The sequence below is a fragment of the Acinetobacter sp. TGL-Y2 genome (assembly GCF_001612555.1).
Classification (GTDB): domain Bacteria; phylum Pseudomonadota; class Gammaproteobacteria; order Pseudomonadales; family Moraxellaceae; genus Acinetobacter.
On record NZ_CP015110.1, the window covers coordinates 2,227,259 to 2,239,746 of the forward strand.

General features: G+C 38.0%; 14 protein-coding genes and 1 tRNA gene. 12 read left to right on the forward strand and 3 right to left on the reverse strand.

The features are described 5' to 3' along the window. Nucleotides 1–834 precede the first annotated feature (834 nt). The 4 genes from AMD27_RS10665 to AMD27_RS18160 all read left to right on the forward strand — a co-directional run bounded on the left by AMD27_RS10665 (nt 835) and on the right by AMD27_RS18160 (nt 3,599). Nucleotides 835–1,536: a putative quorum-sensing-regulated virulence factor gene (locus AMD27_RS10665; protein WP_067660200.1), complete on the forward strand. Its 702-nt coding sequence runs from the start codon at nt 835–837 to the stop codon at nt 1,534–1,536. A 272-nt stretch (nt 1,537–1,808) separates the two neighbouring features. Then, nucleotides 1,809–2,090 (forward strand): hypothetical protein, encoded by a 282-nt coding sequence (locus AMD27_RS10670; protein ID WP_067660202.1) that lies wholly within the window; start codon nt 1,809–1,811, stop codon nt 2,088–2,090. A 589-nt stretch (nt 2,091–2,679) separates the two neighbouring features. After that, nucleotides 2,680–3,054, forward strand: a complete 375-nt coding sequence (locus AMD27_RS10675) for an IS630 transposase-related protein (protein WP_067655598.1) — start codon at nt 2,680–2,682, stop codon at nt 3,052–3,054. Then, nucleotides 3,051–3,599 carry an IS630 family transposase gene (locus AMD27_RS18160; protein ID WP_081405914.1) on the forward strand — a complete coding sequence of 183 codons (549 nt, stop codon included), beginning with the start codon at nt 3,051–3,053 and terminating at the stop codon, nt 3,597–3,599. The genes AMD27_RS10675 and AMD27_RS18160 overlap by 4 nt, the downstream gene beginning before the upstream one ends. Before the next feature lie 511 nt (nt 3,600–4,110). Here AMD27_RS18160 and AMD27_RS19390 read toward each other — a convergent pair. Further along, entirely contained in the window at nt 4,111–4,233 is a 123-nt protein-coding gene (locus AMD27_RS19390) for a hypothetical protein (RefSeq protein ID WP_416202789.1), read from the reverse strand. 334 nt (nt 4,234–4,567) lie between these two features. After that, nucleotides 4,568–4,643, reverse strand: a tRNA-Arg gene (locus AMD27_RS10685). A 187-nt stretch (nt 4,644–4,830) separates the two neighbouring features. Here AMD27_RS10685 and AMD27_RS10690 point away from each other — a divergent pair. The 8 genes from AMD27_RS10690 (at nt 4,831) to AMD27_RS10725 (ending at nt 11,876) form a co-directional block, all read left to right on the forward strand. After that, nucleotides 4,831–5,766, forward strand: a complete 936-nt coding sequence (locus tag AMD27_RS10690) for an ABC transporter ATP-binding protein (RefSeq protein ID WP_067660205.1) — start codon at nt 4,831–4,833, stop codon at nt 5,764–5,766. Next, entirely contained in the window at nt 5,763–6,536 is a 774-nt protein-coding gene (locus AMD27_RS10695) for an ABC transporter permease (RefSeq protein WP_067660208.1), read from the forward strand. The genes AMD27_RS10690 and AMD27_RS10695 overlap by 4 nt, the downstream gene beginning before the upstream one ends. Then, the gene (gene queF, locus AMD27_RS10700; protein WP_067660211.1) at nt 6,536–7,348 is read left to right on the forward strand and encodes an NADPH-dependent 7-cyano-7-deazaguanine reductase QueF; all 813 of its coding nucleotides are present in this window, start codon (nt 6,536–6,538) and stop codon (nt 7,346–7,348) included. The genes AMD27_RS10695 and queF overlap by 1 nt, the downstream gene beginning before the upstream one ends. A gap of 26 nt (nt 7,349–7,374) precedes the next feature. Beyond that, nucleotides 7,375–8,028: a hypothetical protein gene (locus tag AMD27_RS10705; RefSeq protein ID WP_067660214.1), complete on the forward strand. Its 654-nt coding sequence runs from the start codon at nt 7,375–7,377 to the stop codon at nt 8,026–8,028. A gap of 136 nt (nt 8,029–8,164) precedes the next feature. Then, the gene (rodA, locus tag AMD27_RS10710) at nt 8,165–9,307 is read left to right on the forward strand and encodes a rod shape-determining protein RodA (RefSeq protein ID WP_067660218.1); all 1,143 of its coding nucleotides are present in this window, start codon (nt 8,165–8,167) and stop codon (nt 9,305–9,307) included. 22 nt (nt 9,308–9,329) lie between these two features. Continuing rightward, nucleotides 9,330–10,331: a lytic murein transglycosylase B gene (mltB, locus tag AMD27_RS10715; protein WP_067660221.1), complete on the forward strand. Its 1,002-nt coding sequence runs from the start codon at nt 9,330–9,332 to the stop codon at nt 10,329–10,331. A gap of 284 nt (nt 10,332–10,615) precedes the next feature. Then, a complete protein-coding gene (locus tag AMD27_RS10720) occupies nt 10,616–11,227 on the forward strand; it encodes a septal ring lytic transglycosylase RlpA family protein (protein ID WP_067660224.1) in 612 nt (203 codons plus the stop codon). A gap of 193 nt (nt 11,228–11,420) precedes the next feature. After that, nucleotides 11,421–11,876, forward strand: coding sequence for a DUF962 domain-containing protein (locus AMD27_RS10725; RefSeq protein WP_067660227.1), 456 nt, complete (start codon nt 11,421–11,423; stop codon nt 11,874–11,876). 32 nt (nt 11,877–11,908) lie between these two features. Here the strand turns inward: AMD27_RS10725 and AMD27_RS10730 are convergent, their stop codons facing one another. Next, nucleotides 11,909–12,418: a DUF3465 domain-containing protein gene (locus AMD27_RS10730; RefSeq protein ID WP_067660230.1), complete on the reverse strand. Its 510-nt coding sequence runs from the start codon at nt 12,416–12,418 to the stop codon at nt 11,909–11,911. Between the last annotated feature and the right edge of the window lie 70 nt (nt 12,419–12,488).

A 12,488-nucleotide genomic window follows, 5' to 3' on the forward strand; every position in this document is an offset into this window, starting at 1 on the left:
TTTCGAGAATGAACTTCATTCAGTTTGAAATAAATATCATTCACTATGCTTGATTTTCAGAAAATTTAGTCAAAACAAGTCTTTGAATTAACATCAATGATTAATTAAATAGCCTTATGTTTTAAAATTCAATCACGCTCCAGCGTTGCGCTTTTATCGCAACAAACTTATGTTAAGTCATGCTGTTTAGTGAACATACGCTGAGCAAATGAATAGAAAATCAATATAGGCAGTTTTCTGATGTGGATTATTGGCTTCGCTTTGGAAATAGTCTTAAAGCGGAAATATACCCAAAGCCAAATTACTCCTCATCTCGCAGGCTTCAATCCTGCTAATTCATCAATCGAGATAGAAATTCAAAGCCCGACATATATCAGATCATGGTCGCATCGCTAAACTGAGTATCCTGAGTCGCCATTGAAATGTATTTTTGAGACTGTTCAAACACACCCTAGCGATCTTGTTATTTGCATTCAAGATGATCGATTTATTGTCTTAGATCAAGATCGCCTGCCCTGCACGAGTTTTGAATATTGCGACGGCGTAAAACCTATAAAGTTAGTCGATCAAAAGCAGAAGTTGGGTTTTATGTCTATATAGCTTCATATTTGTATATTTTTCTTTGAATACGCCTGCGCTTCTTTATACGTTTACTGCTAGACATACTTATAGCTTATTAAAGTATCTATCTCCCGCAATGAGCTGAAAAGTGCTTATATAAAGATCAGAAGCACCTTTGAACTGTATTATTCTCTTCATTTCGCGTATAAACCTGTGCCAATCCAGACGAAAATGTTAAATTTAAAAAAACACGCCTTAAATTTGGAATCTCCCATGCAAGCCATTATTCTGGATACTGAAACACATACGCTCAATGGTTTACCCATTGAGATTGCTTACGCACCCGTTGAGATTCACGCTGGAAAACTCAGTTTAGATCGTGAGCAAATGTTTGATCAGTTGTATAGCGTTGGGGATGAAAAAATCTCTTTTGCTGCAATGGCGGTGCACCATATTTTAGAATCAGATTTGGTGGGTCAGCCAGATTTTAGTACCTTTCGCTTGCCGTCTGAAACGGTTTATATGATTGGTCATAATATTGATTATGACATTCGTGCTATTCAAACCTGCGGTGTCGACACCCAACATATTAAAGCCATTTGCACATTGGCATTGGCACGATTGGTCTGGCCGGATGCCGAAGCACATAACATTTCTGCACTGATTTATATGATCAGTAAAGGTAGTGATAAAGCTCGCGAAATGCTGAAAGGTGCACACCGTGCAGATGCGGATATCATTTTAACTGCCAACATTTTGATGCATATCATTTACAAGCTCAATATTCAAAGCATTGAAGAGCTTTATACCGCATCAGAAGATGCGCGTATTCCACGGACGATCAATTTTGGGAAACACCGTGGTACTGCGATCGTAGATTTACCAAGTGACTATGTACAGTGGCTGATGCGCCAAGAAGATTTAGACACTTACCTGAGAAAAGCATTAGAAAATAAGGCAATGATGTCCTCTTAAATCAATGTTCTGTGTATTTTTGAATACTTGTGAAATTTTAACGCAGCATATTTATTCAACCACTAATAAATTGTTGAGCTGATTTACGGGTTCATATCGCCTAGATGGTAGATCCATGACCTATCTAGGCAAGATTCAATCAACATCGGTGAAGATACAAAAAATAAAACTTGGTTATACTTTTATGCACTATTGTGTATAACCTAACATATTCAATTCATGCTTAAATGATTTGATCTTAATTCTAAAAATTCCAATAAACGGATAAAAATATGACCAAATATGTTGCTAAAACCAATAATCGAACCGCTATATTTCTAACCAATGTTCATGCGACTTTTGAAGCAAGCATTCACGCTTTAAGCTCAATTGAATATACGCGAAAACTTGCGATTAAAAATGATCCCATCTCAAACCTTCATGTGTTGGTTGAAGACACCAAGAATCTGAAGAATTTTATTCGTATTGAAAAAGAGGACATTGCTTTGGCCAATAAAGATCGCCAAGCCCTTTATCATTTGGTGGCGACTGTACTCGATACACTTAAAACCTAATAATCTGTTGTATAAATGACAAAATCTCAGCATTAAAAAAGCTCGCATCGCTGCGAGCTTTTTGTTGGATGGCTAGTGCTGGTTTCTTGTTTGAAATCAATTTCAAACGCAACAAGCTGTCATTGATCCGTCCAACGTCAAAGTAGCGTCTTTATTTGTTGAGCTACTGTATTTTCAATATAAGTTAATAGTTTTCATTTGGCAATGTCTGGTACATTTTCAGACATATGTAATGAAGAAATGAAATTGATGACTCAAAAAAAGTAGAATAAAATATGTACTTTGCAAAATCGGTCTTTCTTTGCTTAAAAATATGGTTTGCTTAGAGTACATACCAATAAGAACACAAGCAACTGTATTTTATAACTTTATTTAACCACGTTTTAAAATATAATCTAAAAATACGATCATTTTCCTTATTAGGAACTTGAATTCGAGATTTTAATCTATCCATTAATTTTATTATCTACTCATAAACCATAAAGCAAAAATTAAAACATTTAAAAAATTTCATCTTGATAAATTCTAAGATTTATAGCTGCAATCTTATTTTGGGATACAATGATAAAAAATTAATTTGTTCAAGATCATGCCTAAAGTATATTCAGTGGATTTACGTGAAAAAGTCATGCAGTTTTATGAAGAAAATAATCACAAATCATATACATGTAAAACCTTTAAAATATCTAGAACCACTTTGGATGATTGGATTCTTCTTCAAAACACCACTGGAGAATTGAAACAGCCTAAAATCAATGCAGGTCGACCCACTAAAATCAAGGATATGGATGCTTTCAAACACTTTATTGAAACTACTGAATTTTCTCAAGTGAAAGATCTCATCCCTTTATTTGAACAAAAGTTTGGGTATCCAATCCTTTACTCAACCCTGTTAAAAGCCATTCATAGACTTGGTTGGACACGTAAAAAAAGAGTTTTCTCTATAAGCAAGCCGACAAAATAACAAGGGCTGTATTCAACTGGTTTCTTCCGCAATGGAAAGAGGCGTTTGGGGAAGATCAGATTCTTTATATTGATGAGTCTGGGATAAACACCACAGATACAGCGCAATATGGTTGGTCTAAACTAGGCAGTCGTTGCGCTGCTTTAAAATTGGGTGGTCATGGTAAAAGATTAAGTATCATCAGTGCTGTGAGGTCTAATTCAGCGTATCAGTTCCTTTACCCTTTGATTTTTCAAGGTTCATGCGATCGAGCAATGTTCACGGGATGGTTGAGATATCTACTTGAAAATTTAACCAAAGATAATCAAGATAAGACCAAAAGACATCTGCTGATTCTAGATAACGCTTCGATTCATAAGAACGGAGATATCAAAAAACTAGCCAAAGACTTTAACTGTAGAATCATGTACTTGCCTGCTTACAGTCCAGATTTAAATCCAATTGAAAAAGCATGGTCAGTGCTAAAATCCAAAGTTAAAAGTATCGCTGTCCGTTTTGACAAAAACATAGAAGAAGCGCTCGATTTAGGCTTGAAGGCAATGTAGCTTAAAATTTAAATCCAGCTATAATATTATTCCCATTAGAAATAATCCCTTCACTCATTTTTTTCAGCTACCCGTGCAAACAATTTGTTTCCATTGAAAAATGCTTGTGACAAAAAGAGTCCATACTGGTTAGGCTTTACAGTCGTTCTTAATCACTCTTTAAGTAGAAGTCTTATAATCTAATATCTATAATTCAGTATCTATAATCCAGCACCTATACCCATCTGAACGCCATTTTATAAAAAAGTTTCACGCTGATAACCATTAGACTACGTATCTTCATAAGTCACATTTACATGTACAATTTGCAGTGGATGCGCTAGCCCTAGTCTTTCACAAATGATGTTTTAATAAGACTCTCTGAATAGTGATAAATCCTATCAAAATGATGTTGGTAAAGCTCGCTGTTGCCTATGTATTGATTTATCGATTCAAGCGATATGCAAAATCTACTCAAATTAAATCCATACAATTACATGAATAAAAAACCCGCAATATGTGCGGGATTTTTTTATTTATCTTTATCTATGGAATGGGGTGTAGTGGTTTTATCCTGCTGATTCGTATCTGTATCTCGTTGGCAAGCAGTTAGCCCAACCATGACGACCAAGCCCACTATTGTCAAAAACTTCATAGTATCCATCCGTTATGGTGAGCATTAAAGCTATCAAATTATTGACGCAGCAGTGTTGTAGTTGTGAAAATTAAAGAAAATCTGATCACAGTGAATCAATTAGCTTTACGTATGCCTCATGACTTAACGAAATAATGTTTGATCCTTATTATGCAATTTGGATCTATTTAAGCAGAACATCACATGATTGAATTTAAAAAAATTGGATTGGTGAGTGAATGGCTCAAGAATTTGAAAACCGCAGTAGGTAGACTTGCAAAATACGGAATTTTTTTGTGATGAAATTATAGATTAGGCCAAATTTTGAATAAATGATTGTTTTTATGATGATTAATGGTGCGCTCAGCGGGACTCGAACCCACGCCACAGGCTTCGGAGACCTGTACTCTATCCAGTTGAGCTATGAGCGCATACTTTGAATTGCGCACATCATAACAAAAAATGGGATAAGGTAAAGCAACTATCGAAATCTCTTGCTTTTAATGCTTATCCTTTATACAACATTCCAAAATTGCAACACATAATTCTGAGGGTATAACTTGGTTTATTGAGGTAGATCGCTCACAATACTCACACTATTGATAAACTGAGAACTCTATGACTGAAGCATTGACGTTAAGGGAACTATCTAAAACATATCGAAATGGTTTTCAAGCGCTTAAAGGAATCGATTTAAGTGTGCCTGAAGGTGAGTTTTATGCGTTATTAGGACCTAATGGTGCAGGTAAATCTACAACGATCAGTATTATCAGTTCACTCACAAAAAAGACATCAGGTTCAGTTGAAATTTTTGGACATAATCTGGACACCCACCCTTCGCTTGCTAAACAGTGTTTAGGTGTGGTTCCCCAAGAATTTAACTTTGGTCATTTTGAAAAAACTTTTGATATTTTGGTCACCCAAGCGGGTTATTACGGCATTCCCCAAAAGCTGGCTGAAGAACGTGCAGAAGAGTATTTAGAAAAATTGGGTTTATGGGATAAACGCGGTGTTCAAGCACGTATGCTGTCAGGCGGTATGAAACGCCGTTTAATGATTGCACGTGCCATGATGCATCGACCAAAGCTTCTCATTTTAGATGAACCGACAGCAGGCGTAGATATCGAGTTGCGCCGCTCCATGTGGGAATTTCTCACTGAAATGAACAATAACGGCACATCTATTATTTTGACCACGCATTATTTAGAAGAAGCTGAAATGCTGTGCCGCCGCATTGCGATTATTGACCGTGGTGTGATTAAAGAAGACACCACCATGAAGTCCTTCCTGAATCAGCTCAATGAAGAGTCTTTTATTTTAGACTTAGCCAATCCTATTCAACCCATTGAACTGGATATTATTGGGGTGAAATTTAAACTCATTGACGCTGTAACTTTAGAAGTCACTTTAGATAAAGCCCTCAGTCTCAATGATCTATTCCAGCTCTTAGAAGCGCAAGGCATTACTGTCCTTAGTATGCGTAACAAATCAAATCGTCTTGAAGAACTATTTGTGAAAATGGTTGAAAAAAATCTTGAGGAAGCAGTGCAATGAATTTCACCCAATTGAGAGTTGCCCTGTTTACCTTAGTGCGTAAAGAAATTCGCCGATTTATGCGTATTTGGCCACAAACCTTACTTCCACCTGCCATCACCATGAGTTTGTACTTTGTTATTTTTGGCAATTTGGTCGGTTCACGCATTGGTGAAATGGGCGGATTTAGCTATATGCAATTTATTGTGCCTGGCTTAATCATGATGGCCATTATTACCAACAGCTATTCCAACGTCTCTTCAAGTTTTTTTAGTGCTAAATTTCAAAAAAGCATTGAGGAGCTGATTATGAGTCCCGTTCCGCTGCATTTAATCTTGTGGGGCTATGTGATTGGTGGTGTCTGCCGTGGTGTTCTGGTGGGTTTGATTGTCACCCTAATGAGCTTCTTCTTCACCGATCTTGCCATTCATAATATTTTTGTGACGATCTATACAGTTGTGATTACAGCGCTGCTATTCTCTCTGGGCGGTTTAATCAATGCCGTTTATGCCAAATCATTCGATGATATTTCAATTATTCCGACCTTTGTACTGACACCACTCACCTATTTGGGCGGTGTGTTTTATGCGATTAGTGCCTTAAGCCCGTTTTGGCAAAATTTATCTCTGATTAATCCGATCGTGTATATGGTCAATGCGTTCCGATATGGCATTTTGGGTCATAGCGACGTCAATGTTTCAATCTCTTTAATTTTTATTACGTTGTGCTGTGGTGCTTTATACGCCATTGCATATTATTTACTTTCTCGTGGTTCAGGAATGCGTGAGTAATGAGTGTAGAACAATCTTTATTAGGCAAAGACACCAATTATCCTACAGAATATCAACCTGATATTCTGTTCCCTATTTCGCGTGCGTCTGCGCGTGAAAATTATGCGCATCTTAAGGGAATTCAACAGGGCAAAGATTGGTGGCATGTTTTTGAAATTTCGTGGTTAAACCTCAAAGGGATTCCACAAGTGGCCATTGGGCGTATTGCACTACCTGCAACCTCTCCCAACTTAATTGAGTCGAAATCACTCAAGCTATACTTTAATAGCATGAACTTCACTCAATTTGAGTCAAAACAAGCCTTTATAGCCACTGTTGAAAAAGACTTATCCAAAGCCGCTGAAGCCGAAGTTAAACTGCAGCTTTTAGATGCAGATGATCTTCAGGTGAGTCAACCGCAAGGACTGTGCATTGATGATTTAGAGCCAGAGCGTTTGGAAAATCATCCCGATGCATCTCTACTCGCACTTGATACAAGCAGTGATGATGTTGAAATTGAGCTGTATTCGCACTTATTACGCAGCAATTGCCCAGTTACCGGTCAACCCGATTGGGGGACGGTATTTATACGATATAAAGGCAAAAAACCTTGTTATCGTTCTATTTTAGCTTATATTATTTCTTACCGTCAGCATAACGGCTTCCATGAACAATGCGTCGAGCAAATGTATGCCGACCTTTGGGAAACGTTCAAACCAGAAAAGCTGATGGTATATGCGACTTATACACGGCGTGGCGGTTTAGACATTAACCCTTGTCGTGTATCGGACTTTGCATGGATGCCAAGCCCAATTCGATTGGCGCGACAATAAAATGAATAAATATTGAGGTTTTAACGATGTCCTATTTTGGTTTTGTTCCATCTGCTGAGCTACTGAAAAGCATTCAGACTGGAATTGAGAAAAAAAATTCCAACGAACCACTGTATCCTTTACGTGATCAAACAGCACTCATGATTAATGATGAGATTATTAATGCCATTTTAGTTGAACTCGTTCGCCGTTTCCCCGTAAGCGAAAAACGTGTGACTGCTGAAAAATTAGCAGGCTATATCAAATCAACAGTCGCTGTATTATTGAAACAATTGTTGGGTAAATCGTCGAATGATGTGGTGAAACAATCCATCGAATTTTCTGAACAAAGTTTATTTAAAGATCCACAAGGTCAATATCGTGTAGGGGCTTCATTAAAACCTGAACTTGTCACCAATCTTAAAAATAGTTTTGCTGAAATTAAGTCAGGCAATGACATTAATCGTGCCGTGCTTTCAGAGCAGTATAAGCAGTTTGCCGAAGCAGCCGTACGTCATTTTATGAATGATTTTAACAAGACTTTAGATTTAGGCATGATTAAACGTAAAGCCTCAGATTTAGGTTCTTCAGCCGTAATCAAAGCGACTCATATTGCCATTGATAAGCTCATTCCAAACTTGAGCAAAGAAGAACTTTTAGCTTTGGCCGAATACCACGACACACTGTTTATTCAATCTTGAAAAATCACTTCAGAAAACCCAGCTTCTGCTGGGTTTTTCTATTTAAGCTCAGACATGGCGTGGTTTAAACAATGAGATAATGTTAGCATCACGGCTCATAAGACGATATTCACCAAAACATTTATAAATCCCACATATGCCTTCAAATCCGCAATACAAATTTCTACGTCATGCCCCTCGTGATGGCTTAAGCACAGCCGACAAACCTTCTCGTTGGCATCGTCTTCATATTGATCCGTGGTTATGCATGTTGCTGGTTTTAAATGCACTGCTAGGGCTCACAGCTTTATATAGTGCATCGGCGCAAGATGTGATGATGGTTTCCAAGCAAACCATGAGTTTCGGTATTGGTTTCGTGGTAATGATTAGTCTCGCGCAAATTTCCCCAAAAGTTTATCAAACCTTCGCTCCTTACTTTTATATATTCGGTATTTTATCCTTACTTGCCGTCATTGCATTTGGTGAAGTTCGTTTAGGTGCGCAACGTTGGATTGATATTCCAGGTTTTGGGAGCGTACAACCCAGTGAATTTATGAAAATAGGCATGCCCTTAATGATTGCATGGTTTTTATCCCGCAATCCTCTTCCGCCAAGTTTCAAAAATGTAATTATTTCGCTGGTTTTGATTGGCTTACCCTTCTTATTAATTGCAGAACAACCTGATTTAGGCACATCTTTACTTATTCTTGCCAGTGGCTTGTTTGTCCTCTTTCTAAGTGGTCTAACTTGGAAAATGATTTTAGCTGCGGTAGCAGCTGCTGGGATCATTGTTCCAGTTGCTTGGGAATTTTTATTACACAATTATCAAAGACAACGTGTGCTCACTTTATTTAATCCAGAAGCAGATTCTTTAGGGACAGGTTGGAATATTATTCAATCGAAAACAGCCATTGGTTCTGGCGGTTTTATAGGAAAAGGTTTTCTAGAAGGCACGCAAACACATTTACATTTTTTACCTGAAGGTCATACTGATTTTATTATTGCCGCATATTCAGAAGAATTTGGCTTAATGGGCGTAGCTTTTCTATTTGCGCTTTATTTCCTGATCATTATGAGAATTTTATCTATTTCTCTAAATTGCTTTCATAATTATGGTCGTCTGGTTGCAGGCAGCCTAGCGTTATCATTTTTTGTTTATGTATTTGTAAATGCAGGCATGGTCAGTGGTATTTTACCTGTAGTCGGTGTGCCATTACCATTTATGAGCTATGGCGGTACAGCAATTATTACATTAATGGCCACTTTTGGCATCGTGATGTCTATTCATACTCATCGATAATAATTTTCGGAAAATTTTTGATATGTTAAATACTCTTATATCTCACAAATTTAGGCGTTTATCTCTGGTTTTGGCGACATTTACCGTCACCAGTTTTTGTCAAGCAAATGATTTTTATAGTCACCCGAGCTACAACAATTTTAAAAATAAGACCATGCAAACGTATGGCTTAAGTGCTGAGCAAGTCGATTGGGCAATGAATGGTTCAAAGAACCTCCCAAACATTATCAACATTATGAATCGTCCAGGTGAAAGTAAGCCTTGGTATGACTATAAAACCAATTTCTTGGCAGAAGGTACAATTCAGCGCGGCGTGCGATTTAAAAATCAATATGCAGATACATTAAATCGTGCTGAACAACAGTTTGGCGTTCCACAAGCCATTATCTTGGGTATTTTGGGTGTGGAAACGGGCTTTGGTGCAAATAAAGGTAATTTTGTCACTCGTGATGCGTTAGCCACACTGGGTTTTGGCTATGAGCGTCGTGCGCAATATTTTCAAGATGAGCTCAGCGCATTAATCGCATGGTCATATAAAGATGGTATCCCCACCAATTCAGTCGTGGGATCATATGCAGGCGCAGTGGGTTATCCGCAATTTATGCCGAGCAATATTCCAAAATTTGGCGTCGACTACGATGGCAATGGTCATATTGACCTGAGAAATTCTGCGGTTGATGCGATTGGTTCAATTGCAAACTATCTTGCACAACATGGTTGGCAACGCAACCAACCGATTGCATTTTCAGCACGATATAGTGGTCAAAATCCAGATTCAATTATCGCCAAAGACTTAACTCAACCGACGCCCTTTGGCGCGATTCGAAGCCAAGGCGTTAGTCCTATGAATCCTATCGTTAAAATTGACGATTTAGACATGGTGAATGTCATTCAACTACAGGAAAACTATGGCTCGATTTATTACATTACTTATCCAAATTTCCAAGTGATTACCACCTATAACAAAAGCCGAATGTATGCCACTGCACTTTGGCTTTTGGGCACAGAAATCGCCAGTCGCTAAGACTGGTTTTCCAACCAAAATAATAAGTCAAGATTTTTTTAACCTCAAATGATCAATATATCAGCATTTATCATAAATTGTTACAATTTTGATTATTTAACAATCAATTATTGTGATAATTTGTGGTTTTTGTAACTGAACTTCAAATAGTACTAGACACTTTTGTATCACCATGAATATTATCTCCTACCGTTAAATGCAGTTGCACAAGTGAATTACAGACCTCGAAGGTTAATTTTCAGCAACTTAGAAAGTTATATATTGAGGTTATCAGGAGTTAAACGATGCACGCTTCACTTAAATTATTATCCGTTTTAACCATAGGTCTGAGTTTAACTCAAGCCCATGCAGAACTTGTTCAGTCATCATATTTAAATAATGATGCAGAAAATTCGAGTTTGGCGTCGCGTGTCATCAGTAAAGATGCAACTAGCTTCAACGCTCACTTTTCAAATTTAAACAGTTTAGCAATTACTGAACGTTCAGGTGACAAAATTCGCCGTGAAACGATTGCTGCAAAAATACAAGTTCCTGTAGAAGAACCTTCAGTCATTGATAAATTAAACAATGTTGCTTCAAACACTGTTCGTCGTTTCAGCCAAACTGGCGTAGCTTCTTGGTATGGTCGTCAATTCCACGGTCGCAAAACTGCAAGCGGCGAAACTTTTGATATGAATGCATTGACTGCTGCACATCGTAGCCTTCCACTGAACTGCTTTATCCGTGTGACCAACAAAACTAATGGTAAAAGTGTTGTGGTGAAAGTCAACGATCGTGGTCCATTCCATGGCAATCGCGTGGTTGATTTATCTTATGGTGCTGCGAAAAGCTTAGGTATTACCAATGCGGGCACAGCGCGTGTCAGTATTGAACGAGTTGACGGACCAAACTCTTAATCGTTGTGCAACCATATTTAACGTAAAAGCCGCTTTATCAAGCGGCTTTTTATATGCCTAATCTTTTATCTCAGTTTATCTTTGTTTTATTTCTACTTTGGTCAACATAATACTCATCCAATAGCTTTGACCTCCGCTCTAATGTCGTTTATATTCTCTACTATAAATCAAAAAAATGACACAGGATGTTCTCATGAAAACAATTTCCGAATGGCTCGATGAATATAGTGAAAGCCATCAAAATGCCACCAACAAATCCATTCATTGGGTCTGTGTTCCTGCCATCCTTTTTGCCCTAGTTGGCATACTGGCGCATTTCAGCGCACTTCTGACTGCATTACTTCTGGTTTTAAGTTTGGTTTTTTACGCACGACTCGATTTAGTGTTGGCCGTGGCAATGTCGGCACTGGTTCTGATCATGGCATGGCTGATCTGGATTTTACCTGTAGGTGTAGGCTTCTATATTGGGCTATTTATCGTGGCTTGGATTGGTCAGTTTTACGGACATAAGGTCGAAGGCAAAAAGCCTTCATTCTTTAAAGACCTTCAGTTCCTCCTGATTGGCCCGCTATGGTGTATGGATGCCTATTTAGCTAAGGTGGTACCAAAATGGAGACGACGTCAAAATGGCGCGATTCTGAGCCAATAATGCATTATTCCATATTTCAATAAAAATAAGACCTATTCATAGGTCTTATTTTTATGTTTTAACCAGCCATCAACATGATTTTTTTGCGGGTCATGATGTGTCCAATGAATCACCCCACCCTGTGCGCTATATTCATATTCACCAAAAAATTCCACTTGATCACCTTTTTGTAAAACTTCAATGCGTGGTGCAAGATCAATATTATGTGCAACCAGTACGGTCTGCCCAGTGTTTAATTCGAGTATAAACTTTTGGTGTGGTGAGCCTTCATTGTCATCTCTTAAAACGGCTTTAACTGTTCCCGCTGCATGCACTTGAATATTGCTTTGCTTCTGCTGAAATGCCTGTTCAATTATTTTTACACCCGCATGAGTATTTTGGCTCAATGTGGTGTGCTGCTCAGGACGTTGCGCTGTGTTTGAATCTATATGTTGTGAATTTTCTGTCGTGTTCGCATGGTGATCCGTCAAGTCCCAGCCAAAAATTGCAGCCAGTACAACAAGGACGATTCCTAAAATACCCATATTGGCTTTCTTAGCCATATATTCACCCTATGGTTGTTTTCTTATTCCAAGTGTAAAAAAAGCCCCAATTGGGGCTTTTTTTACTGCA